The following is a 26,625-nucleotide window of genomic DNA, read 5'->3' as shown; positions in this document are numbered from 1 at the left end:
TAATGGGAAATTCTGTCATATTTTTTGATATTAAATAAGTTATATGCTGAAATTTACTTTACAGCGTACGGATGGTTTTGCGCGCCGTGGTACGCTTGAATTGAATCATGGTACGGTGGAGACGCCGGTTTTTATGCCGGTGGGAACTTATGGTTCAGTAAAGGCAATGTCGCCACGTACTCTAGAAGAAATTAAGGCGCAGATTATTCTGGGTAATACGTTTCATCTTTGGCTGCGACCGGGTTTGGATGTTATCCGTGATTTTGGTGGTCTGCATGATTTTATAGGTTGGAAGCGGCCGATATTGACGGATTCAGGTGGTTTTCAGGTATTTTCGCTAGCGCAAATGCGGAAGCTAACAGAAGAAGGGTGTACTTTCCGAAGTCCTATTAATGGCGACAAGCTGTTTTTATCACCTGAAATATCCATGCAGATTCAGACGGTGCTGAATTCTGATATTGTGATGCAGCTGGATGAATGCCCTGATGGAAATGTGGATGCAAGAGAAGCAGAAAAATCTTTGCAGATGAGTTTGCGTTGGGCGGAGCGTAGTAAAAACGAATTTGAACGTCTGAATAATCCGAATGCTTTGTTTGGTATTGTGCAAGGCGGAATGTATGAAGACCTGCGTGAGCAGTCGCTTGCTGGTTTGGAAGAAATCGGTTTTCCTGGTCTCTCTGTAGGTGGTCTTTCGGTGGGAGAGCCAAAACCTGAGATGTATCGTATTTTACGTGCTATTGGACCTAAACTTCCGGCGAATAAACCACACTATCTGATGGGTGTGGGTACGCCAGAAGATTTAGTATATGGTGTGGCGTATGGTATTGATATGTTTGATTGTGTGATGCCAACACGAAATGCGCGTAATGGATGGCTGTTTACACGCTTTGGAGATGTGAAAATCCGTAATGCTATCTATCGCCATGACCAGCGCCCGCTGGATGAAAGCTGCGATTGTTACACTTGCCAGCATTTCAGTCGTGCTTATCTGCATCATTTGCAGCGTGTGGGTGAGATTCTGGGTGCTCAATTAAATACTATTCATAATTTACGCTATTATCAGATTCTGACTGCAGAAATGCGTCTGGCTATTGAAGCGGGTAAATTTAATGAATTTCAAATGCGTTTTCATGCTGATCGTGCCCGAGGTGTTTTGTAGGTTTATTTCTGTCGAGAGTGGTGCTGTTTTGTAAGTGTATATATTTTGTTGCTGATAGCTGAAATTTGTCAGCAATGTTTTGTGTTTTTATAGAATATAGTGGAGAAAGTTGTATGGGTGAAAAAGCCTGGTCGGGCCGTTTTCATGAGCCGGTTAGTGAGTTGGTAAAGCAGTACACTGCATCGATTACTTTTGATCAGCGTCTTGCTCAATGTGATATTGAGGGTTCTCTGGCACATGCGCAGATGTTGCAGCAGGCTGGTGTGCTTAGTGCGGAAGATTTGAACGCAATTCAGCAGGGTATGCGGGAAATTCTACATGAAATTGCTGCCGGTAAAATCAACTGGTCAGTTGATTTGGAAGATGTTCATATGAATGTGGAACATCTGCTTACGCAGAAAGTCGGTGATGCCGGTAAACGTCTACATACCGGTCGAAGTCGCAATGATCAGGTAGCGACGGATATCCGTTTATGGCTGCGTGAGGAAATTGACCGTATTGTGTTGCTTATCAATGATTTGCAGTCTGCGCTGGTTGATTTGGCTGAAAAAAATGCAGAGGTGGTGATGCCTGGCTTTACGCATATGCAGGTGGCTCAGCCTGTGAGCTTTGGTCATCATATGCTGGCGTATGTGGAGATGCTGGGACGAGACTGCGAGCGAATGCAAGATTGCCGCCATCGAGTTAATCGGATGCCTCTGGGTGCGGCCGCGCTGGCAGGGACAACTTTTCCGATAAATCGGGAAGTGACAGCGCGATTACTGGGCTTTGAGGCTATATGTCAAAATTCTTTGGATGCGGTATCAGATCGGGATTTTGCTATTGAGTTTACTGCAGCCGCATCGATTCTTATGATGCATCTTTCAAGGCTGAGTGAAGAACTGATATATTGGATGAGTCCGTGCTTCGGCTTTATTGATATTGCCGACCGTTTCTGTACAGGGTCGAGCATTATGCCGCAAAAGAAAAATCCGGATGTACCGGAACTTGTGCGCGGAAAAAGTGCGCGGGTGGTCGGACATTTGATGGGGCTGATCACCTTGATGAAATCGCAGCCATTGGCTTATAACAAAGATAATCAAGAAGACAAGGAACCTCTTTTTGATACGGTAGATACGTTGGTTGACACACTGAGGATTTATGCCGATATGATGCGTGGTGTGAGTGTGAAGCCTAAAAATCTTCGAGCAGCGGTTTTACAGGGTTTTGCTACGGCAACTGATCTAGCTGATTATTTGGTGAAAAAGGGTTTACCATTTCGTGACAGTCATGAGGTGGTGGCACGTGCTGTACGTCTTGCTGAAGAACAGCAAAAAGAATTAAGCGAATTACCTCTGGATGTGCTGCAGTCTTTCTCTGGTTTGATTGAGGAAGATGTTTATCAGGTATTATCGCCGGAAGGCAGTTTGAATGCTCGTAATCATATAGGTGGTACGGCACCTGAGCAGGTTCGGGCACAGGTGGCTCGCTGGCGTAAGTGTTTACAGAGTAGTTAGTTCTAATTGTATGGGCTGATATGTCTTATTGAAAAAAACAGGCAGATTTTTCTGTCTGTTTTTTTATATCCGGAAAAAAAATTATACTATTTTTATGTCATATTTTTATGATTATGAGCAATTGTCGGTTTTTAATCTATCGTGATTGATGAGTGCCATTTTATGATGTATGCGAAAATCAGAAATAAGGGGACAAGGTGTGTATTGATGTCATTGTTTAATGCAGTCAGAAGCTATAAGTAAATGATGTTTCAGGTAATTTGCTGTTTATTAGGTATTTATTAAATATAATTACAGATAGGTTTGTTTGTAATTAATTATATGGTGATAAATCATATTTGATTTTAGCCATACATGAAATTTATGATTTGCTGGTATAGTTTGCGTATATCATTTACAATAATTAACGTATTTAAATTTTTTTGAATTTTGTTTTCAAGGGAAAACTATGCAATTACAAATGACTAAATTAATTTTGGCGCTTACTGTGGGCGGATTGTTATCTGCATGTGGGTATTCTAAGATAGAACAATCTCCTGATAAGATGGTTCGCGCTGGTATGCAGCGGATGATGAAGGAGGACAATCAGTACAATTTTTCGGGCACGCTTAAACTAGATGTACCAAATCAGGTTAATGCAGATATAGCTGATAAAAATTCTGATGTAATTGAACATAACGCAAGTGATGCCTTTGACGTGGATTTAGATTCGAATTCGGATGAAGAATCAGAAGCTGCAGATGAAAGAGATTTCTATAAGAAGCAAATGAAGTCGTTAAATAGGGTACTAAATTTATTGAGTAAATCTTTTACCATTCCTTTCACCGGTGCAGTGGATATGCCGAAAGGACGTGTGGAAGTTATTCCGGAATTGCGCTATGAAAACAAAAATGCTTTAGTTTCTTATAAATTTCCAACCTATATTGATTTTAATAATTTCGCAGTGTATGTGGATGCCTCTGCGATAACTAATATCTCAGATATTATGAATGAGCAATCAAATCCTACTCGAGTAGTGGGGGACAGATATTTGCAAGTAGCCGTACCACAAGAACGACTGGTGCATTTACCGGTTGAAGATTTGCTTAAAAGCCTACCTAAATCTGTAGATGATGGTTATGCTGCTATGGATGCAAATGCATTTACAAAGGTTGATTTAGATGAATTCGGTAAAAATCTGGAAGCTAAATATCAGGTTAGGCTGAATTCAAACTATGCAATGAGTTTGAAGTATGATATAGCTATGCTGAAAAGCATTTCTGAAAGTTTGAAGCAGGCTGCTGCTAAAGCCGGATCGGATAGTAAATATCAACCACAGGATTATGCGGTTTTACAAAATGTTGTTGATGGTTTGACGGCTATCTATACTGGTGATGATAATGGCAGGCTTGGTGTACCAGCTGCTTATTTTATTCAGCAGTTGAAAAATAACTCTTCACCGATTATATATAATTTTTATCTGGATTCTAAGGGACGTATTACTGGGATGAGAACTGAAATGGAAATCCCTTTGGAAAAAGTTAAAGAATTTAAGCAAGCAATTAAAATGGACTATCGGATCAAGTTTGACTATACCGGAAGTCCGAAATTTACGATGCAGCCTACGCCACAGAATTCTGTGAATATTGGATCTGGCTTAGGTTTATTTTAATATTATTTGGTGTTTATATTATTAGTTCGAATACAGTGTGGCCAGTATGCAATGCGTGCTGGCTATTTTATTGGATGATGCATTATGTGTCCGTTTGGGATCAGCATAAAAAAATGTTGGAGTAAGCAGGTTAAATAAAAGATTTTAATAGTTAGCTTCTAATTATTTTTTGATGTCATTATGATGTATTAGATAAACTGATTCCGGCGCTTTCAGATTAGGCAACTAGTTGACTGATTGGTAAGATATTTATATAAAATAAAATTTTCACTTGAATATAAATTGTTTTAGCCACGTGGGTGGTGCTCATGTACCAGTTGTTTCAGGCGTTCATTGGCAACGTGAGTATAGATTTGGGTGGTCCCTATGTCTGCATGTCCCAGCAGAAGTTGGACGACGCGCAAATCGGCTCCGTGGTTAACCAGATGTGTGGCAAAGGCATGGCGTAATCCATGCGGACTAAGGTGATGAATACCGGCAGCGCTTGCATATTTGGTTACAATCATCCAAGCAAGCTGGCGGCTGATGGCGGTTTTTTTCTGGCTGACAAATACGGCATCACATGCTTTTCTTTTAAGTAAGGCAGGTCTGGCATGTGTAAAGTAGTTTTGTAGCCAGTCTGTGGCTTCTTCGCCAAGAGGTACCATGCGTTGCTTGTTGCCTTTACCGATGGTGCTAAGTAAGCCGTTTTGTAAATCAATTTCGTTTATGTGCAGGTTGACAGCTTCGCTGACACGTAATCCGGTGGCGTACATTAGTTCGAGTAAAGCTTTATCGCGCAAACCATGTATCGATTCAGTATCTGGAGCTGCCAGCAAGGCATCTATCTGGCTTTCAGATATGATATCGGGCAGATGCTGCCCTTTTTTCGGCATCTGAAGTTGCTCTGTGGGTAAATCCTGCCGCCGATTGTATTCTTGCATCCAATTAAACAGTCGTTTGCATGCTGATAAGGCGCGCGCTTGTGATGATGGCTTTTCTGTATCTATAAATAGGGCAGTGGCCAGTGATAACGCGTCTACGTTGGACCAGTTCAGTTGCTGTGCATGTAAGCGTTGGGCTATTTTGCTTAGATCGCGTCGGTAGCTTTCGAGAGTGTTAAAAGCCAGTTGTTCGCTCAGCCATAAATGCTCTAGTAATGATTCAATTGGTTCGAGCAATTCTGCTGGTAAGGCTTGGGTTACCATGTGGCATTTTCATGGGTAAGTAGCCAGCGTTTGATACCCAGTTCGAAACTATCGTTGCTCAGACTGAATCCACCTAGACCAGTAGCTGAAATTACTCGGTGACAGGGAATGATAATAGGTAAAGGATTTTTACCACAAGCTTGCCCCACAGCTCTGGGGGCGCTGCCCAATTGGCGCGCTATGTCGCCGTAGGTGACTACCTGCCCATATGGTATGGAGGCGATAACCTGCCACACGCGCTGCTGAAATTCAGTACCTGCGGATGAGGGTGAAAGATTGAAATTGTGCAGGGTGCCGGCAAAGTAAGCGTCAAGCTGTTGTGCCCAGAAACCGGTTAATTCGGGCATTTTTTCTGTTGTGTCTTTTTGCCAGCGTATGCCCTGTATGTTATTCAGCGGGTGGCAATCTACAATTAGCATGCAGCAAGGGGCATTGTAGAGGTAACTAGACATGATTTTGTAATGTATCTAAAACGGTCTGAGCATGGCCGGCAGCTTTGACTTTGCGCCATTCCTGCACAATGTTGCCATTTTTATCTAGAATGAAGGTGCTTCTTTCTATACCGAATACTTTTTTGCCATACATGTTTTTTTCTTTGAGTACGTCAAACTGTCGGCATACATTTTCTTCGCAATCGGATAACAAGGTGACGTTGAGTTGATATTTGCAAATGAAGTTGTGATGACTTTTTTCTGTATCGCGGGATATGCCCACTACGCTGTAGCCAAGTTGTTTAAATTGAGGTAGTAAGGCGCTGAATTCCTGTGCCTCGGTTGTACAGCCTGGGGTGTTGTCTTTGGGATAAAAATAGACAACGGCGGGTAGGTGTTCGGCAATGTTGAAGCTGTTGTCTTCAGCGTCTGGCAGAGTGAAAAGCATTGATTCTGACATATTATATTTTCCTTTGTATGGATTTTTATGTTGTTAATTTAGTCACGGATAAAAGCGGTAATCAGCGGTTTATCGCCAATCAGGCGGCTGCAATGTCCGTGAATGTTTGTATCAAATGAGACACCTGTTGGTAGGGTGTCTGCAGAATAGAAATATTCACCAGGTCCGAAGCGGCGGGTTGTACCATCACGCAAGCCGATTTCCATGATGCCCTGTAGTACAAATAGCCATTGCGGTTTGCCGGTACAGTGAAAGTCGCTGGCAAAGCCAACCGGACTTTGGCGTAATTGTAGACCTTCCGCATTCATCCATGTGGATAAGCGGCTTTTTTCATTGCCTTCGCTTAATTCGATTTTTTCTTCTTTAAAACGGGCAAAGCCGTCTTTGTCGGTAAAGAGAATAATTTTGTTTAGTGTGGTCATGTTTATTTGTTGAATAATGGCTAAAAAATTAGTGCAGGGTATTGTACCACTGCACTGATGGAAAATTTAATCAGTCAGGCTGGTTTATCAGCCTATTACGCCAAGGCTATCGTCTTTGGATGGGGTTTGGTTGTGTTTTGGTATCAGCCACAGGGTTGCTATGATGTCTAACAGATAGATGGACGCTAGTAAGCACAAGGCGGCATAGAAAGACCATTCTTTTACAAAAAAACCTATAACAAGTGGTCCAAAACCGCCAACTCCGCGACCAAGGTTGAAGAGGACGTTCTGAGCTGTAGCGCGCACATGCGGTGGGAAATTATCGGATATGAGGGCACCATAACCACCAATCATGCCATTAACAAATAGTCCCATGATGGCCCCACAGATTAGCAGGGCGGTAGGATCCTGTAATTGGGCATACTGCGCCACCATAATAAAGGCACCTATTTGGTAAATCAGAAAAATTTTCCAGCGTGCAAAATGGTCGGCGAGAAATCCAAATAGCCAGATGCCGATAATCATTCCGATTACGGTGACTGCTGTCCAATTACCGGATGCAGTGAGGCTGAAGCCCAGTTTGTTGGCCAGATAGCTGGGCATCCATATCATTAAACCGTAGTAGCCGAAATTTTGTACTGCACAGAGAATGAAGATGCCAAGGCTGGTTTTGGCCGTCTGACGGTCTTTGATCAGTAAACACAGGCGATTTGAAAAAGACAGCTCACCTTTTGCTTTGTGTTCACGGGTAAATTGCTCTGGTTCGCTGGTATCGTGACGGATGAAGTAAGAGGCCACAGCCGGAAACAATCCGACTAAGAACATACCGCGCCAGCCAATAATGCTGAGCAAAAATGGGGTAATGAATGCGGCAGCCAGTACGCCGAGCTGCCAGCCTATGCCGACAAATGCTGAGGCACGATTGCGCTTTGCTGCTGGCCAGACTTCTGCAATCATGGCCATGCCGATACCGAATTCCCCGCCTAGGCCCATGCCAGCTAGTGCTCGGTATATCAGCAGATCATAGTAGCCCTGTGCAATGGCGCATAGGCCAGTGAATACGGCAAACATAAGAATGGTCAGTGAGAGCATGCGCACACGGCCGAATCGGTCGCTTAGGTGACCAAATACAATGCCGCCAACAACTGAGCCAATTAGGGTCCATGTGACGAGAGAACCGGCCTGAGAAGCGTTGAGACCAAGGTCTGTGCTAATGGCACTGAGCATAAAACCCAGTATCAATAGGTCGAAACCATCCATGGCGTAGCCACTAATGGCGGCGACCATGGCTTTAGCGGGAGTTAATTTTTTTCTTGATTGATTCATAGGGGCTTAATGTCGGGAATCTAAAATGTTAATAATAGGTTTTACTGTGGTTGCAAGCTGTGTAAATTCGCCGGTCTGTGCCAGCGTTGGTGTAGTTGGATAATATTCACGGTCAAAAGCTGTATCGCCACCATGTGGCAGTTTTTGTCCTTGTTGCAACGCTACGAAGTTAAATAACTGAGTGTCTGCCAAATGAGAGGGTATGACGTTCTGCAAGGCGGAAAACATGGATTCAATCCGTCCGGGAAATGTTTTATCCCACTGTTGCAGCATATCTTTAATTACCTGTCTTTGCAGATTGGGCTGAGAGCCACAAAGATTGCATGGAATAATGGGGAAATTCTGGATTTGTGCAAAGCGAATGAGGTCTTTTTCTTTAACATAAGCCAGAGGACGGATGATGATGTGCTCGCCATTATCTGATAACAGTTTGGGAGGCATGGCTTTAAGCTTGCCACCATAGAACATATTAAGAAACAGGGTTTCCAAAATGTCGTCGCGATGGTGACCTAAAGCGATTTTGGTACAGCCATTTTCTTTTGCTACTCGGTACAGAATGCCGCGCCGTAAACGGCTGCACAGCCCGCAGGTGGTTTTACCTTCATTGATCACGCGTTTGACAACACTATATGTATCTTCTTCAATGATTTTAAACGGGACATTCAGACTGCTTAGATAATTCGGCAAAATATGCGCTGGAAAGCCTGGTTGCTTCTGATCCAGATTAACGGCCAGAATCTCAAACCGTACAGGAGCGGATTTTTGTAATCGCAGCAGGATATCCAGCAATGCATAGCTATCCTTGCCACCTGAGAGGCAAACCATGATTTTGTCGCCGTCTGCAATCATCTGAAAATCATTGATAGCAGCACCAACCTGATGACGGAGCCGTTTGACCAGCTTGTTGTTTTCGTATTCGTGTTTTGGTGTATGGGACATGGATGCAGCAATAATTTAAACAAATAGCTGCCATTGTACAATAATTAAAGGCCGACTGATGTGACTCGGCCGGCCGTTTGTAAACTTTACAAGAATTAAATAGATGTTTTAATTTCTTTGGGATGGTTCTTTATCAAGCTCAAATACTTGATGTAGCACGCGCGTAGCCAGCTCCAGATATTTTTCATCAATTAACACGGATACTTTGATTTCAGAAGTAGATATCATTTGGATATTGATGTTTTCTTTCGCTAATGTGCGGAACATGGTGGAGGCAATGCCTACATGTGAACGCATGCCCATGCCAACAATGGAAACTTTGCATACGGTATCATCGCCGCAAACTTCGCGGGCACCGATAGTTTTCTGCACTTCATGCAGAATATCCAATGTATTTTGATAATCGCTACGTGGTACGGTGAAAGAGAAATCTGTGGTGCCTGCAGAACCTACATTCTGGATAATCATGTCTACTTCAATATTGGCATCGGCTACGGCACCGAGTATCTGAGAAGCCATTCCCGGTGTATCCGGCACACCACGCACATTAATTCGAGCCTGATTTTTATCAAAAGCAATACCGGATACTGCCGCATGTTCCATCATATCTTGATCCTCTTCAAACGTTATTAAAGTACCTTTGCCACTGTTTTCCAAACTGCTTAAGACGCGCAGCCGCACTTTGTATTTGCCGGCAAATTCTACCGAACGGATTTGCAAAACCTTGCTCCCCAAACTAGCCAGTTCTAGCATTTCTTCAAATGAAATGGTTTCTAGACGCCGTGCTTCTGGTACGACCCGCGGGTCGGTTGTGTAGACGCCGTCTACATCGGTATATATCTGGCATTCGTCTGCTTTCAATGCTGCGGCCAGAGCCACAGCTGAGGTATCAGAACCGCCTCTGCCTAGCGTAGTGATGTCGTTGTTCGCGTTTACACCCTGAAAGCCTGCTATGATGACAACCTTACCTGCATTCAGATCGCTACGAATGCGAATTTCGTCAATTGCATCGATTCTGGCTTTGGTGTGAGCGCAATCGGTTTTTACCGCTACCTGCCAGCCGGTATAGCTTTTGGCATCTACTCCAATGCTGTGTAAAGCCATGGCTAGAAGGCCGATCGTAACTTGCTCTCCGGTTGAAAGTACAACATCCATTTCGCGTGGATTGGGTTTTTCCTGTATTTCATGAGCCAGTGCAACTAGGCGATTGGTTTCGCCACTCATTGCGGAAACCACTACGACAACATCATCACCATTGGCTTTGGCCTGTGCTACCCGACGCGCTACGTTTTTAATGCGTTCTACTGAACCTACTGAGGTACCGCCGTATTTCTGTACGATTAACGCCATAATACTGCTTGCTTTCTGAGTTGTTTTATTGTCAAAAAAGGAGAGACTGTGTAAACACTATCTGCTTATTTATCCAGTCAGGGCGTTCTTTGTAGCATTTTTATCATGTAAAAACAAGCCGCTGAATCAGTATTTTGTCAGATTCAAGCGGCTTGTTTTAAATTATCTTTAAATTTAGATAATAGTTAGTGGTATTTGTTTGAATTACTTGGCTTTTAATGCGTCCTGCTGAGCAGCAAGAATAGAACGGATGCCTTTTTGTGCCAGATTGATTAGTTGACTCAACTGCTGGATACTAAATGTGGCACCCTCTGCGGTACCCTGAATTTCCACTAATTGCTCTGATGCAGTCATAACAATGTTGATGTCAGCATCGCAGTTTGAATCTTCTGGATAATCCAGATCAAGTAACAATGTGTTGTCAAGCATACCAACAGAAATAGCGGCAACTGCTTCACGGATGGGATTTTCTATGATGATGCCTTGGGTAAGCAGTTTGCTTACAGCCAGAGACATCGCGACGAAAGCACCACTTATGCTGGCGGTCCGGGTACCTCCATCAGCCTGAATTACATCACAATCAATCAATATTTGGCGGCTGCCCAGCTTTTTCATGTCTACTACTGCCCGTAAGGAACGGCCAATCAGGCGCTGGATTTCCTGTGTTCGACCAGTCTGTTTACCAGCTACTGCTTCACGGCGCATGCGCCCGTTGGCAGAAGCGGGCAGCATGCCATATTCTGCAGTCACCCAGCCACGTCCGCTTTCTTTCAAAAAAGGAGGTACATTTTCATCGATGGTGGCTGTGCAGATAACTTTGGTATTACCGCAGCTGATAAGTACGGAACCATCAGCATGAGGCAAAAAATGCGGAACAATCGTCAGTTGGCGCGGTTCATCGTTTGCACGGTTGGTGCGGTTAGGTACTGTATTGGTTTTCATGCTGGCTGGAGAGGAAGGGGTAGTAAAGTAAACATTATATTACTTGTATGCTGTTCATCATACTAATTAGGTCTTTTATGAATTAAGCGGATTTCGTTATACTTGATTATATTGCCAGTTTGAATATTATCAGGCAGGAATAAACGGTTTAAGGAAAATAATATGTTATACAGTATGACTGGCTATGCAAACGGTTCAGGACAATTTGGTAGTCGTCAAATCAACATTGAGCTTAGGGCTGTAAATCATCGTTATCTAGACATTCAGTTTAAAGTACCAGAGGAATTACGTCCTTTTGAAGGACAGATGCGTGAATTAATCAGTGCGGAAGTGGCTCGTGGGAAACTGGAATGCCGCATACAGATTCAGACATTACCTAATCAGAATACAGAAAGTCTGCCTATCAATCATCAATTGGTAGAGCAGCTGGCTGCATTTAATCATCAGTTGCGTCGCCAGCATAAGGATTTGGGTAAGTTAACAGTGGCCGATATTCTTCATTTCCCTGGTGTGCTTATGGCCACTTCAGAGGATGATGATGTCTTATTAAATGGTGTGCAGACATTGCTCAAGCAAGTATTATCCGAACTTAAGGCTGCAAGGGCTCGAGAAGGAGAGAAACTGCAACAGCATCTGTTGAACAGGCTAAATGATATGAGCGATATTGTGGCCGCAATACAGCAGCTGTTTCCTCAATTGTTGCAGGATTATATGAATAAGTCCGAAACACGCTTACGCGAAGCTGTGGCACAGGTAGATGCGGAACGTCTGAAACAAGAATTTGTACTGTTTATGCAAAAGGCTGATGTGGATGAAGAGCTAAATCGGCTGAATACACATATCGCAGAAACAAGACGTCTTCTGCAGGAGCATAATGGTAGTGTAGGTAAGCGTCTAGACTTTCTGATGCAGGAACTTAACCGTGAAGCGAATACGCTGGGTAGTAAAGCCATTGCCATTGAATGTACTCAGGCTTCAGTAGGGCTGAAAGTGCTGATTGAACAAATGCGTGAACAGGTACAGAATGTAGAATAGTTATAGCATTGTAAAATTAAAAACCAGAAATATCTGTATATATATACAGGTATTTCTGGTTTATGTTATTGCGTATTTGTTTGAAGATGCTGTTAGAAAGACAAATTAACCATTCGATTGGCAGCCTCAATGCATTCTTCTACACTGGAAACCAATGCAATGCGGACATAACCGGCACCGGCATTGCCATAAGGAGTATTGCGTGCAAGATAGCGACCAGGTAATACTCTGATTGCTGCTTTTTGCCATAAATTTTGTGTAAAGGCTAAATCATCACAGTCGGGTACGGATAGCCACAAATAAAAAGAAGCATCGGGTTTATGGATAGCGAATTTGCGTTGTAGAATCGGAATGACTTTATCGAATTTTTCTCGGTACAGTTGTCGGTTTTCGATTACATGCTGTTCATCACTCCATGCAGCAATACTGGCGTACTGTACCGGTAGACTCATGGCGCTACCATGATAGGTACGGTAAAGTAAAAAACTGGACAAGAGTTTGCTGTCGCCAGCTACAAAGCCCGAACGCAATCCTGGTGCATTAGAGCGTTTGGATAGGCTGGTGAACATAATTAAATTATCAAATGTTCGTCCCGATAGGGTTGCAGCCTGCAAAGCTCCTAAGGGTTTATTGTTATCATCAAAGTAAATTTCTGAATAACATTCATCTGACGCTATAACAAAGCCATATTTGTCTTGTAAGGCAAATAATTTCTGCCATTCTTCTAGATTCATGACGGCACCGCTTGGATTGCCTGGTGAACAAACGAATACCAACTGCACTTTCGACCATGTGTTGCTATCAATTTCCTCCCATTGGGGCACAAAGTGTGGTGCCCGACAATTGACATATTCTACTCGTGCGCCAGCCAGTAAAGCAGCTCCTTCATATATCTGATAAAACGGATTAGGGCTAATTACGACTGGTTTATACTCGCTGCTTGTATTTATAATTGTTTGGGTAAAAGCAAATAATGCCTCTCTACTACCTAAAACTGGCAGCACTTCACTTTCAGCATTGACACTTAAACCATCATATCGGCGGTTTAGCCACTGGGCGCAGGCTTCTTTTAATTCAGGTATCCCCGCCGTAAGGGGATATACAGCAAGTCCGTCCAGATGTTGCTGCAATGCGTCCGTAAGCACTGCAGGTGTGGGGTGCTTTGGTTCGCCGATATGTAAAGATATAGGTTGTAGATTGGGTGGCGGTTCTAATCCATCCGTTAATTTACGCAGGCGGGCAAAAGGATAGGGTTGTAATAATTCTAGTTTTGGATTCATAGTGGTATATGCATCAAATTTTCTATACTTTGATACTACCACCAATCTGTTTACCGCAGCAGTAAGTTGTAATTTTTATTACTGCGCTTATTCAGTTGCTGGCAGACTTAAGCGTATTAAGTATGTATAAAGCTAATGAATAAATAAAAAGCCACATATTAAGTGGCTTAATGAACAAAATGAACACTCAGGCAGATTTTTGTTCAGCCTGTATATGTCCGGTTAATAAATAGTCAATGGTTTCTTTAACAGTACGCATAGCATTGCCAAAAGGTAAAGGATCTTTACCGCGGAAAAACAAACCTTTGTCAGTTTCACCGCGCCAAGCTGCAGCCAACTTCAGGTCAATACAGAATTGGCCGACTTTTTCCAGTCCATCACGTAGACCACATACAGATAAACAATTAATACCTTGTGTACAGCGTCGTGGATCTGCTTTGGCATTGGCCTGTAAAACGCTTTCTCGTTTCAAGTAGCTGTCTAGAAACTTGGTTTTGACACCGCGCGCTGGTAAACCGGCAACAGACATGAACTCAACTATTTGTTCACCTTCAGCACCAGCCAGTGTTTTTTTGAAATTGATATGTGCATCACCTTCCTGCGTAACGGCAAAGGCTGTACCTATTTGTACTGCGGCGGCACCCCATTCTTTCAGGGCGGTGGAGATTTTCTGAAAGTTGGCCATCCCACCAGCGATGATTAAAGGAATTTTTTCCCGCTCTAAATCCAGTTTTTTAAATAATTCAAATGTTTCGGTTAAAACTCGTTTGAATTCAAAGCGTTCATCATTGACTCCGGCTACTGTGGCAGCTCCAAGATGACCGGCTGCATGTGCTGGGTGCTCAATTACAATTGCATCCGGAAGCCGGTTTTTTTTCATCCAGCGTTTGATGACAATGGCGATACCACGGGATTCGGACAAAATCGGCAAAAGAGCAACGTCAGGAAAATTTTCGGTCATATCAGGTAAATCTAATGGCAAGCCTGCACCCATTACGATTGCATGAGCACCGGATTCACAGGCTTGCTGTACCATTGCCTGATGGTCTTTTACCGCTTTCATGACATTTACTGCAATCATGCCACGTCCTTCTGACTGTGCCAAGGCAGCTTTGATTTCTCGGTCTAAAGCAATCCGGTTGAGGGAATCGTATTTTTCCTGGGTGGGATTTTCTTTAGATTGTTCCAGTAAATCGGGATGTAGATGACGCAAATCTACACTTGCAATGGTACCAACACCATTTTCACGTGCTACGGCACTGGCCAGTTTGGACGCGGAAATACCTACGCCCATCCCTCCCTGTACTATCGGAATGAGATGATGATTGCGAATAATGAGTGGTGCAAAGTCCTGCATGCTGCTTCCTGTCTCTTGATGCCCGATGAGTGTCATTACAACTAAAGTGTTATAATTGCGGCTGAAAAAGCGGACAGGCGTCTGTTTCTCAGCTGGTTTTTACAAATTAGTGTATCTACTCTATTCTTGCGCAAAGCTACTGTCAAGAAAATAAAAGTCGGCAAGGGCGTTTAAATCAGGCTTTGTAAGCTCTTTTGTGGGTTTTGTACGACAAGGTTAGGTATTGTAATGATAATCAGTTAAGCCTTTTTGCTTAGAGAAATTATTACCAACTCATGTTATATTTCCGTAGTAGGGATGAATCAGTTAATCACACAGGGTATCAATGAATGATGGCATGTAATGCACAGCGGCGTGCCGTTTTAGGCGCGCTGATTCTGTTTCTTTCGGCCTGTGGTACTGGAAAACGAAAAGGAGTTCAGATTGCCAGTCAGCACCATCTGGCTCCTATCCGGATTACTAAAATCAGCCACCGGGCAGGCAGCCAGGAATTAATGCTGCAAAGCCTGAGTCTGATAGGCACCCCGTACCGATATGGTGGTAGTACCCGTGATAATGGTTTTGATTGTAGTGGTATGGTGCAATATGTTTACCAGCAAGCTTTGCAAGTAAGGCTACCCCGTACTGCTCGAGATATAGCCGCTGTTTCTGCTCCAATTCGTACGCGCGATCTGCAGGTCGGGGATTTGGTTTTTTTCAATACTTCGGGTCAGACGTATTCTCATATGGGGTTGTATATCGGTAACGGTGAATTTATTCATGCTCCTTCCAGTAACGGTGTGATTCGTACGGCCAGACTGGATCAACCCTATTTCAGCCAGCGTTTTACAGGTGCACGAACGCTGTTTGCCCGTTAATCAAAAAAAAGAATGAACTTTCTTTTTCAAACTGAGTAAATAAAATAAACAGGACAACAACATGAGTGAGCAAGATTTAGTATTGGTACTTAATTGCGGCAGTTCTTCCGTGAAAGCTGCAGTAATGGATGTGGCCGAAAAAGAAGTTTTAATGAGCTGTCTGGCTGAAAAAGTAGGCAATACTGATGCTTTCATTACTTTCAAAATAAATGGTGAAAAACACAAACACGCTTTGACAGGTAGTCATGACCATGTAGCTGCTGTTATGGCTTTGCTGGAACAGCTGAAAGATTTAGGACTATACGATCGCGTAAAAGCGATTGGTCACCGTGTGGTTCATGGTGGTGAACGTTTTACGCAGTCTACAGTGATTACTCCTGAAGTAATGCGAGATATCGAAGCCTGTATTGTGTTGGCTCCATTACACAATCCGGCTCATATTCTGGGTATTCAGGCTGCTCAGCAGGCATTTCCGGACTTACCGCAGGTAGCGGTGTTTGATACTGCATTTCATCAGACTATGCCTCCGCATGCCTATCACTATGCTGTTCCATCTACCCTATATACTCGTTATGGTGTGCGCCGTTATGGTGCTCATGGTACCAGCTATCGCTATGTGGCACAGGAAACCGCTGCTTTTTTAAAGCGTGATATCAATGAAATGAGTATGGTTATTGCTCATCTGGGCAATGGTGCATCCATTACAGCTGTGAAAAACGGCCGTTCACAGGATACCAGCATGGGTCTGACTCCGCTGGAAGGGCTCGTAATGGGTACCCGTTGTGGTGACCTTGATCCAAGTATTTTTTCATTCTTAGCTGCTAATGCCAAAATGAGCATCGAACAGATTACTGAAATGCTGAACAAGGAAAGCGGATTGCTCGGTTTATCTAATCTGTCCAATGATTGCCGCATGCTGGAAGAAGCAGCCGCTAATGGACATAAAGGGGCAGAGCTGGCTTTGGATGTTTTTGCTTACCGCTTAGCTAAATATGTAGGCGGCATGATGGTTGCTTGTGGCAGTCTTGATGCGCTGGTCTTTACTGGAGGTATTGGTGAAAACTCTACCATGATGCGTGAAAAAGTAGTGAATTATCTGAATGTGTTTGGTCTGATTCTGGATCATGATGCCAATATGGAAGCTTGCTTTGGTACGCCAGGTGTAATCAGCACAGCAGATAGTAAAGCATCTGTGATGGTGATTCCAACCAATGAAGAGCTGATGATTGCTCAGGATACTGCTCGTCTAACTGGTATGCACCTATAACAATTTATATTTGTTTGGGATGGACACACATCTCAGTTTGTAAAGTAAAACTGGCTCTGTATTTTTACTTAGCCGGTTTTATTTTTAAATTATATGTTTGCTTATTTAAAATAATTTTTCGGAAAAATAAAAAGGAATCCCTTGGAGGATTCCTTTTATTGAATATTAAATTGGTTTTAAAGATTTAGATTTAATTTCCCCAGTATGATGAAATGATTGCCTGCTGATTGAATAGCATCTTTTGTTCATCTATTGATGGGATGTTTTGCGAATCAGAACTAAAGGATGACATGGCATTCACTAATTGCTTAATTTGTGAGGCAAATATTTCTTTACCATCAGCTGTGGTGATGCTGTATTGGCGACAGTAATCAGTGAGATACCAGTTTTTAACTGTCACCTGATCTTTAGTGCCTAGATGGCTGATAATTAAATCATTGCCGTTATGACTAAACCACAATTCATTACTTTTATAGTCTTTGAAAGCCAGAATATCACCTTGTTGGGAATTTGCAGCCATATCGCTGACTACATCTTGTCCGTGGCCGGCATTGAAAACATACATATCTCTTTCAAAATTGCCACCATAGAGATAATCATTACCTACACCTCCATTCAGTATATCGTAGCCTTCTTCACCAAAGAGTGAATCATTCCCTCCACCGCCTAGAAGGATATCATTGCCACTACCGCCAATAATATTGTCATCACCTTCTTCTCCGTAAATTGTGTCATTACCTTCATTCCCATAGAGAATATCGTTGCCTTTACCTCCGTAAATAACATCATTGCCTTTTCGGCCATTGATGATGTCGTTGCTGTCCCATCCATTGAGCACATCATCTGCATTAGTACCTTCAATTATGAATGTCATTTTAGCAATATCATCGACGGTGAATGTTTTATCTTCGAAAATAAAGTTGAATGCACGGGTATAGGGGTTTTCGCGGTTGAAAAAATCAGCCAGAGTAACAGAATCATTACTTCCATAAGCCTTAATAATTAAATTATTTCCTGTGCGGCTAAATACAGCATTCGAAGATAATGCTTTTTCAAATTTTATATCGTTAAACTGGCATTTTTCTGTTGATTGGCTTTTGTCATATATAGTATCCTGTCCATGACCAGTCTGGAAGATATACAGGTCTTTGCCTTCTTCACCTGAAAGAATGTCATTACCAGTACCGCCAATTAGTACATCATAGCCATTGCCACCTATCAGGATATCGTTACCGCTACCGCCGACAAGAATATCGTCACCATTACCGCCATCAAGGTAATCATCTCCATCACCACCATTCAGAATATCGTTGCCATCTTCTCCATAGAGTTTGTCATTACCGGCATCACCATTCAGTATGTCGTTACCACTTCCCCCATAAAGGATATCATTTCCCGCTTTACCGTTGATGATGTCGTTACCTTCCCACCCATGTAATACATCATCACCGTCGGTACCGTTTGTCGAAATGTTTATATTATTGATGATATCTGCTGGCAAAGTTATGTCGGCAAAAACAAAATTGTAAGCACGATAGCCGGTATTACTTTGACTAAAAAAATTGCTTAAAGTAACAGAATCATTGCCACCATAAGCTCTAATGATAAGATCATTGCCTGAGCGGCTAAAAATCACATTTTGAATAAAGGCATTTTCAAATACAACATCGTTGTATTGCTCTTTATCCGTACTTGAACCTAAATCATTGATGATATCCTGACCATGGCCGGCCTGAAAGATATATCGGTCTTTTTCCCAGTCTCCACCACTTAGAATGTCATTTCCTGCTCCACCATCCAAAATGTCATAACCATGCCCTCCTATTAAGATATCATTGCCATTTCCACCTATAAGTATGTCGTTACCATTGCCACCATCAAGATAATCGTCACCGGCTCCACCGCTTAAATAGTCGTTACCATTTTCTCCATAGAGTTTATCGTTTCCATCGTCTCCATTAAGAATATCGTTGCCATTACCGCCATAAATAATATCATTTCCCAATCCGCCGTTAATGATATCGTTGCTGTCCCAGCCCTTAAGTATATCGTCTCCATTGGTGCCATCGATTGTGAAAGTCATAGCAGCAATATCATTGATACTTAATGTTTTATCAGAAAAGACAAAATTAAACGAGCGGCTGTATTGATTATCTGAATTAAAGAAATCTGTGAGGGTAACAGAATCCTTATCACCATATGCTTTAATAATCAGATTATTACCTGAGCGGCTGAATTTGGTATCAGTAGAACAAGCATTTTCGAAAATAACATCGTTAAACTGGGTTTTGTCAGTGTCTGTACTATTATCCTGAATGGTATCTTGTCCATGACCGGCCTGGAAAATATAGAAATCCTTACCATTTCCTCCATCCAGAAAATCATTACCGCTGCCACCATTAAGTACGTCTTGACCGTTTCCACCATATAGATGATCATTTCCATCGCCACCATTGAGAGTGTCGTTATCTTCTTCGCCATACAGCCAGTCATCACCGGCATCTCCATAGAGTATATCGTCACCCTTTCCGCCGTAAATCGTGTCATTTCCCAGCCAGCCACTGATAATGTCTTTACTGTCCCAGCCTGCAATAATGTCATCAATCCAAGTACCGTTTATCACAAAGGTCATTTGTGCAATGTCTTCAACAGTAAGTGTTTTGTCTTCGAATATAAAATTAAAGGCACGCTTTTGCGGACTATCGGGGCAGAAATAATCGGTTAAAGTCACTGAATCATTGCCACCATAAGCTTCAATAATTAAATTATTTCCCGAGCGGCTGAATAGGGCATTTTTTACGTAAGCCTTTTCAAATTTAACATCATTAATACTGCTTACATCTGTTTGGCTGCTTTTATCGTTAATTACATCCCGCCCATGGCCGGCTTGAAAAATATAGAGGTCTTTGCCATCTCCTCCAGCCAGTATATCGTTACCAGTACCGCCGATAAGAACATTGTAGCCATCATCACTTCCTATCAGGATATCGTTACCATTTCCACCAACCAGCATGTTGTCTCCATGCTCACCTTCCAGATAGTCGTCACCATCACCACCATTGAGGATATCGTTGCCATAGCCACCGTATAGATGATCATTTCCAGAGTCACCGTTCAGGGTATCATTGCCGTTGCCACCATAGATGGTGTCGTTACCAGCTCCACCATTAATAATGTCGTTGCTTTCCCAACCATAAAGTACATCATCATTATTGGTGCCATTAAGCATAAAAGTCATGGCGGCTATGTCATTCCTGCTTAAAGTTTTGTCGGCAAAGACAAAGTTGAATGCGCGGCTGTAAGCGTTATTGGGGTTGAAGTAATCAGGCAATATTACATAATCTGCCGGTCCGTAAGCTTTGATGATTAAATCGTTACCAGAACGGCTGAATGTGGCATTGCTTGCACAGGCTCGAGTAAAAATTAGATCATTGTATTGGGCTTTGTCATATTCGTTGCCTTTGTCTCTTACGATGCTTTGTCCGTGACCTGGCTGAAAAAAATAGCGATCTTTAGCCCAGTCGTTCCCAGTTTGGATATTTTTAACAGTTTTATTCATTCTTTTGCTCATTTTGTAGGTTGAAAGAAGTGATAAAGAGAAATTTGATAAAAGTGATGCCAATTTTAATTTCAATATTTAAGTTAAATTTCTTTGAATTGTTCACTTATGTTAACCAAAAAATTATGTAAAGTTTTTTTATGGCACTCTTGATAATTTCTGCAAACTATAATTTTTCATAAGCTCTATATTTTATCTCTGTAGTAAATGATAAATTAATGAATATATCCCATAAATTAACATAGTTAACATAAGTTCTGCAAATGGGATTTTTTAATAGTTTAATGATTTTATTATTCAAATATTTTTTTTCTGGATAGAATGTTTATGAAATTTTTGCTATAAAAAACTAATATAAAATATTGTTTATAATTTAATATTTAAAAGGATAATTAAGGGATTGGGCAGATTAGTTTCCCAATGAATACATCTAGTTTCATGTTTATCCCTTGGCTTTTATAGTGTGTGTATTTTTTGGTAGAAGTGTGCATGGACTGGTTTATGCGAAGATAAGCTTATGAACGCATAGGGCAGGTCACCGTAAAAAATAATAAAGTTATTTAAAACAATGGTGACAGATTTGAAGGATTTTGTATTTCATATAAAAACAGGCCTCATATAATGATGATGCCTGTTTCTTGCAAATCTTCTCTTCTTTAAATTTCTCTAATTGAAATAAGCTATCTTGGTAAGAAATCGCTTAGAAAAATTAGCTATGCTGAAAAGTAAATGATAGATCTGTTTTTGAACTTTGAACCTCACCAATAATTATATTTTTTGTACTAAACTATGTATATCCGCTAAAGTAACAGTTTTATCTTTAAACACGAAGTTTTCAATGGCATAATTATCACTGGTGAAGAAATCTTTCACTTGCACCGAATCATTGTCGTTGTAGTCAAAAATAATCAAATTATTGTTATCTCTGCGGAATTTTACATCTGCGAAATTAACATCGGTAAATTGAATAGTATCGGCAGTACCTTGAATATCATTAATGATATCTTGGCCATGGCCTTTGGCAAAAACGTAAGTATCGTTACCATAGCCACCTTCCATATAATCATTGCCTGTACCACCGATTAAAGTATCATTACCATCCTTGCCGTACAGTTTATCGTTGCCATCGCCACCATCAAGAAGATCATTACTATTGTCTGTAGTAATTTTGTCATCACCTTCTCCTGCATAGACAAGAAAACGACCATTATTAAGCGAGATATCATCATTACCGCTGGTACCAAACAATTTCATACCATTTTTACGAAAATCAGCGAGGGTGATGGATTGATCTTTAAACACGAAGTTTTCAATGGCATAGTTATCACTGGTGAAGAAATCTTTCACTTGCACCGAATCGTTATTGTTGTAGCCAAAAATAATCAAATCATTGTTATCTCTGCGGAATTTTACATCTTCGAAATCGACATCGGTAAATTGAATAGTATCGGCAGCACCTTGAATCTCATTAATGATATCTTGGCCATGACCTTTGGCAAAAACGTAAGTATCGTTACCATAGCCACCCTCCATATAATCATTACCTGTACCACCGATTAAAGTATCATTACCATCATTGCCGTACAGTTTATCGTTGCCGTCGCCACCATCAAGAAGATCATTACTATTTCCTGTAGTAATTTTGTCATCACCTTCTCCTGCATAGACAAGAAAACGACCATTATTAAGTGAGATATTATCATTACCGTTGGTACCAAAAAATTTCATACCATTTTTACGAAAATCAGCGAGGGTGATGGATTGATCTTTAAACACGAAGTTTTCAATGGCATAGTTATCACTGGTGAAGAAATCTTTCACTTGCACCGAATCGTTATTGTTGTAGCCAAAAATAATCAAATCATTGTTATCTCTGCGGAATTTTACATCTTCGAAATCGACATCGGTAAATTGAATAGTATCGGCAGCACCTTGAATCTCATTAATGATATCTTGGCCATGACCTTTGGCAAAAACGTAAGTATCGTTACCATAGCCACCCTCCATATAATCATTACCTGTACCACCGATTAAAGTATCATTACCATCCTTGCCGTACAGTTTATCGTTGCCATCGCCACCATCAAGAAGATCATTACTATTGTCTGTAGTAATTTTGTCATCACCTTCTCCTGCATAGACAAGAAAACGACCATTATTAAGCGAGATATCATCATTACCGCTGGTACCAAACAATTTCATACCATTTTTACGAAAATCAGTGAGGGTGATGGATTGATCTTTAAACACGAAGTTTTCAATGGCATAGTTATCACTGGTGAAGAAATCTTTCACTTGCACCGAATCGTTATTGTTGTAGCCAAAAATTATCAAATCATTGTTATCTCTGCGGAATTTTACATCTTCGAAATCGACATCGGTAAATTGAATAGTATCGGCAGTACCTTGAATCTCATTAATGATATCTTGGCCATGACCTTTGGCAAAAACGTAAGTGTCGTTACCATAGCCACCCTCCATATAATCATTACCTGTACCACCGATTAAAGTATCATTACCGCCATTGCCGTAAAGTTTATCGTTTCCTTTACCTCCGTTAATAAGGCTATTCCCTCTCCATCCGGTAATGATATTATCATTATCATCACCATTCTGGGTAAATGTAATTTTATTAATGATATCCTGAGGATTAAGCGTAACATCTTCAAAGATAAATTTAAAAGAACGATATTGGTCAGGACCATTGTTAAAGTATTTAGGCAGGGTAAGTGAATCGTTTTCACCATAGGCTTTGATGATTAAATCATCACCGGAACGGCTGAAATAAGTTTCTGAGAAATTGGCACCTTTAAAAACAACTTCATTGGTATCGGAATCATTTCCGGTATCATTAATGATGTCGTGACCATGGCCTGCTTCGAATTCATATCGGTCTTTTTCATAGTTGCCACCGTTGAGAGTGTCATTGCCGGTACCGCCAATAAGGATATCGTAGCCGGCACCGCCATTTAGAATGTCATCGCCAGCGCCACCGTAAAGGATATCATTGCCTATGTCACCGTTGAGCGTATCATTACCCTCTTCACCGTAGAGGATATCATTGCCATCTTTGCCGTAAAGGGTATCATTTCCTTTACCACCGCGGATAATATCATTAGTCCGCCATCCGGTAATGATATTATCATCATCATCACCATTCTGGGTAAATGTAATTTTATTAATGATATCCTGAGGGTTAAGGGTAATATCTTCAAAGATAAATTTGAATGAACGATATTGGTCAGGACCATTGTTAAAGTATTTAGGTAGGGTAATTGAATCGTCCTCACCATAGGCTTTGATGATTAAATCATCGCCGGAACGGCTGAAATAAGTTTCTGAGAAATTGGCACCTTTAAAAACAACTTCATTGGTATCGGAATCATTTCCGGTATCATTAATGATGTCGTGACCATGGCCTGCTTCGAATTCATATCGGTCTTTTTCATAGTTGCCACCGTTGAGAGTGTCATTGCCGGTACCACCAATAAGGATATCGTAGCCGGCACCGCCATTTAGAATGTCATCGCCAGCGCCACCGTAAAGGATATCATTGCCTATGTCACCGTTGAGCGTATCATTACCCTCTTCACCGTAGAGGATATCATTGCCATCTTTGCCGTAAAGGGTATCATTTCCTTTACCACCGCGGATAATATCATTAGTCCGCCATCCGGTAATGATATTATCATCATCATCACCATTCTGGGTAAATGTAATTTTATTAATGATATCCTGAGGGTTAAGGGTAATATCTTCAAAGATAAATTTGAATGAACGATATTGGTCAGGACCATTGTTAAAGTATTTAGGTAGGGTAATTGAATCGTCCTCACCATAGGCTTTGATGATTAAATCATCGCCGGAACGGCTGAAATAAGTTTCTGAGAAATTGGTACCTTTAAAAACAACTTCATTGGTATCGGAATCATTTCCGGTATCATTAATGATGTCGTGACCATGGCCTGCTTCGAATTCATATCGGTCTTTTTCATAGTTGCCACCGCTAAGAGTATCATTGCCGGTACCGCCAATAAGGATATCGTAGCCAGTACCGCCATTTAAGGTATCGTCGCCAGCGCCACCATACAGGATATCGTTGTCGGCACCGCCGTTGAGAGTATCATTACCATCACCACCGCTTAAATAATCATTACCGTTTTCACCATAGAGTGTGTCGTTGCCTTTACCGCCAAAAATATTATCTACACCGTTACCACCATACAATTGGTCATTACCTGCACCGCCTGCAATGATATCGTTGCCATTCCAGCCTTTTAGGATATCGTTACCAGAAGTACCACCTAAGGTAAACGACATAGCAGTAATATCATCGTAACTTAAAGTTTTATCTTTAAATATAAAATTGAAGGCGTTGTTGTAATTACTGTTTGGATCGAAATAGTCTTTGAAAGTAACGGAATCGTCGTTACCATATGCTAGGATGATTAAATCCATATTAGAACGGATGAATTCAGCGTTTATGGAGCTAGCTTGTTCAAATACGATATCGTTATACTCTTGTTTGTCGTATTGATAACCGTTGTCGATGATAATATCCTGTCCATGTCCTTTTTGAAAGATATATTGGTCTTTATGGAAATTTCCGCCATAAAGGGTATCGTTGCCTAGTCCTCCAATCAGGGTGTCGTAACCACTATCGCCTTTAAGAATATCGTCCCCCTCACTTCCGACTAGGATATCGTCTCCATTGCCTCCACTTAAAGTATCGTTTCCATCGCCTCCGATTAAGAGATCATTTCCTTCGTTTCCGCTTAGTTTATCGTTACCACTTTCACCATAAATAATGTCGTTGTTATTGGTACCATTAAGTACATCATCTTTTTCGGTACCGTTCAAGGTGGTGACTAAATCAGTTATATCTTCAGGATTGAATGTTTTATCGTTGAAGATAAAAGTAAAACGGCATTTATTGGTTTGGTCGGTGTTAAAAAAATCTGTCAGGGTAACTGAATCTTCGTTATTTTTATTTTTTATGATGAAATCATTTTTATAATGATAAAAAATAATATCTGTAACATTGGTATTTTCGAATAGTATTTTAATATGCTGATAATTGTTATTGTTACTTATCTGGCTGTTGATAGTGTTTTGTCCATGTCCAGCTGGAAATATGTATTGATATGAGTTATCGTTATTTTCACTTGGCATTTCATTATCTGTTTGTATCATTATTGTAGTCCTTTGAGTAGATTTTAATAAATTTGGGTTGCTTATTTTTTTCTTTCTTATTGTTCTGAATAAGGTTTTATTTTTATGTAAAATATATTTTATAGTATGTAACTATTTTATTTTTTTAGTTTTAAATTAATTTAACTTTATAATTGTATAGGTTCTGAATAGTATATTTAATTTGACATTTGTATGCTGTTTTTTATAGATTTGGCTATGATGTCCTTTCAATTATTAGTATTCCAATGTAATAATTATAAAGATTTTTATTGAACTCTATTTGGTATTTCGTAGTAATAAATTAATGAATTTATGCACTTAATTTTTAGTGCACAATGAATTTTATAATCACAAAATTTTTGTACATATTGGAACTGAGGTTGTAATTGTTTTAATGAAAATTTTCCTCTTTATATTCAAATTTTATGTTAATTAAATGATTTTCAGAGTTTTTATTTATTTATACCAGATTGAATTAATTTGTTTTTCTAACAATTGAATTGTAAATTTTAATCAAATATGTATATTTTAGGTAGATATATAATTATTTTATACTGAAGGGAAGTTTATTTCAATTAATTTTTTTATCATAATGATTTTAAATGTTTTTTGGTATTTATGTTTGTATACTTTGAATTTACATAATTAAATTAGTAAGAATGGTTTCAGAATATAGTTTTACTCTGATGTTATTTTAATCATTATGAATAAAAT

Annotated in this window: 18 protein-coding genes; 6 read left to right on the top strand and 12 right to left on the bottom strand. The window is 40.8% G+C overall.

Translation table 11 applies throughout. From position 1 onward, the window contains the following. Window positions 1–43 precede the first annotated feature (43 nt). From tgt to ABU615_RS02845, 3 genes are all read left to right on the top strand, one after another. Window positions 44–1,159 (top strand): tRNA guanosine(34) transglycosylase Tgt, encoded by a 1,116-nt coding sequence (gene tgt / locus ABU615_RS02855; RefSeq protein WP_100156751.1) that lies wholly within the window; start codon window positions 44–46, stop codon window positions 1,157–1,159. Window positions 1,160–1,272: 113 nt separating this feature from the next. Then, on the top strand, window positions 1,273–2,655 hold the full coding sequence (gene argH, locus ABU615_RS02850) for an argininosuccinate lyase (protein ID WP_370389177.1): 1,383 nt from the start codon (window positions 1,273–1,275) through the stop codon (window positions 2,653–2,655). A gap of 448 nt (window positions 2,656–3,103) precedes the next feature. Next, window positions 3,104–4,306, top strand: a complete 1,203-nt coding sequence (locus ABU615_RS02845; RefSeq protein WP_370389176.1) for a hypothetical protein — start codon at window positions 3,104–3,106, stop codon at window positions 4,304–4,306. A gap of 287 nt (window positions 4,307–4,593) precedes the next feature. Here the strand turns inward: ABU615_RS02845 and xerD are convergent, their stop codons facing one another. From xerD to rph, 8 genes are all read right to left on the bottom strand, one after another. Continuing rightward, window positions 4,594–5,493, bottom strand: a complete 900-nt coding sequence (gene xerD, locus ABU615_RS02840) for a site-specific tyrosine recombinase XerD (RefSeq protein ID WP_370389175.1) — start codon at window positions 5,491–5,493, stop codon at window positions 4,594–4,596. Beyond that, the gene (locus ABU615_RS02835) at window positions 5,487–5,912 is read right to left on the bottom strand and encodes a methylated-DNA--[protein]-cysteine S-methyltransferase (RefSeq protein WP_370389174.1); all 426 of its coding nucleotides are present in this window, start codon (window positions 5,910–5,912) and stop codon (window positions 5,487–5,489) included. Before ABU615_RS02835 ends, xerD begins: the two co-directional genes overlap by 7 nt. 25 nt (window positions 5,913–5,937) lie before the next feature. Continuing rightward, complete coding sequence (locus tag ABU615_RS02830) at window positions 5,938–6,384, bottom strand: peroxiredoxin (protein ID WP_370387369.1); 447 nt, start codon at window positions 6,382–6,384, stop codon at window positions 5,938–5,940. Between the two features lie 38 nt (window positions 6,385–6,422). Then, window positions 6,423–6,806 carry a hypothetical protein gene (locus ABU615_RS02825; RefSeq protein WP_367487699.1) on the bottom strand — a complete coding sequence of 128 codons (384 nt, stop codon included), beginning with the start codon at window positions 6,804–6,806 and terminating at the stop codon, window positions 6,423–6,425. 87 nt (window positions 6,807–6,893) lie between these two features. Next, window positions 6,894–8,132 (bottom strand): MFS transporter, encoded by a 1,239-nt coding sequence (locus ABU615_RS02820; RefSeq protein ID WP_370389173.1) that lies wholly within the window; start codon window positions 8,130–8,132, stop codon window positions 6,894–6,896. 6 nt (window positions 8,133–8,138) lie between these two features. After that, complete coding sequence (gene ttcA, locus ABU615_RS02815) at window positions 8,139–9,071, bottom strand: tRNA 2-thiocytidine(32) synthetase TtcA (RefSeq protein WP_370387367.1); 933 nt, start codon at window positions 9,069–9,071, stop codon at window positions 8,139–8,141. A 108-nt stretch (window positions 9,072–9,179) separates the two neighbouring features. Next, the gene (locus ABU615_RS02810; RefSeq protein WP_370387004.1) at window positions 9,180–10,421 is read right to left on the bottom strand and encodes an aspartate kinase; all 1,242 of its coding nucleotides are present in this window, start codon (window positions 10,419–10,421) and stop codon (window positions 9,180–9,182) included. Window positions 10,422–10,625: 204 nt separating this feature from the next. Further along, on the bottom strand, window positions 10,626–11,363 hold the full coding sequence (gene rph, locus ABU615_RS02805) for a ribonuclease PH (RefSeq protein ID WP_370389172.1): 738 nt from the start codon (window positions 11,361–11,363) through the stop codon (window positions 10,626–10,628). A gap of 162 nt (window positions 11,364–11,525) precedes the next feature. Between rph and ABU615_RS02800 the strand changes: the two genes are divergently transcribed. Next, complete coding sequence (locus ABU615_RS02800; RefSeq protein WP_367487708.1) at window positions 11,526–12,398, top strand: YicC/YloC family endoribonuclease; 873 nt, start codon at window positions 11,526–11,528, stop codon at window positions 12,396–12,398. Window positions 12,399–12,490: 92 nt separating this feature from the next. Here ABU615_RS02800 and dapC read toward each other — a convergent pair whose 3' ends face one another. Together dapC and ABU615_RS02790 are read right to left on the bottom strand one after the other, a co-directional pair. Further along, on the bottom strand, window positions 12,491–13,678 hold the full coding sequence (gene dapC, locus ABU615_RS02795; RefSeq protein WP_370389171.1) for a succinyldiaminopimelate transaminase: 1,188 nt from the start codon (window positions 13,676–13,678) through the stop codon (window positions 12,491–12,493). A gap of 187 nt (window positions 13,679–13,865) precedes the next feature. Beyond that, window positions 13,866–15,035, bottom strand: coding sequence for an NAD(P)H-dependent flavin oxidoreductase (locus ABU615_RS02790; protein ID WP_370389170.1), 1,170 nt, complete (start codon window positions 15,033–15,035; stop codon window positions 13,866–13,868). A 329-nt stretch (window positions 15,036–15,364) separates the two neighbouring features. On the opposite strand from ABU615_RS02790, the gene ABU615_RS02785 reads away from it, so the two are divergent. Next, window positions 15,365–15,892, top strand: a complete 528-nt coding sequence (locus ABU615_RS02785) for a C40 family peptidase (RefSeq protein WP_367644512.1) — start codon at window positions 15,365–15,367, stop codon at window positions 15,890–15,892. Window positions 15,893–15,953: 61 nt separating this feature from the next. After that, window positions 15,954–17,159 (top strand): acetate kinase, encoded by a 1,206-nt coding sequence (locus ABU615_RS02780; RefSeq protein WP_370389169.1) that lies wholly within the window; start codon window positions 15,954–15,956, stop codon window positions 17,157–17,159. A gap of 190 nt (window positions 17,160–17,349) precedes the next feature. On the opposite strand, the gene ABU615_RS02775 is transcribed toward ABU615_RS02780, so the two are convergent. Further along, window positions 17,350–20,718: a calcium-binding protein gene (locus tag ABU615_RS02775; RefSeq protein WP_370389168.1), complete on the bottom strand. Its 3,369-nt coding sequence runs from the start codon at window positions 20,716–20,718 to the stop codon at window positions 17,350–17,352. A 768-nt stretch (window positions 20,719–21,486) separates the two neighbouring features. Then, window positions 21,487–25,911, bottom strand: coding sequence for a calcium-binding protein (locus ABU615_RS02770; RefSeq protein ID WP_370389167.1), 4,425 nt, complete (start codon window positions 25,909–25,911; stop codon window positions 21,487–21,489). Window positions 25,912–26,625 lie beyond the last annotated feature (714 nt).

Origin of the sequence: Snodgrassella alvi (genome assembly GCF_040741455.2) — a bacterium.
Classification (GTDB): Bacteria; Pseudomonadota; Gammaproteobacteria; order Burkholderiales; family Neisseriaceae; genus Snodgrassella; species Snodgrassella alvi_E.
The sequence above is the reverse complement of the archived record's forward strand: the minus strand, read 5'-3'. Positions and strand labels throughout refer to the sequence as shown.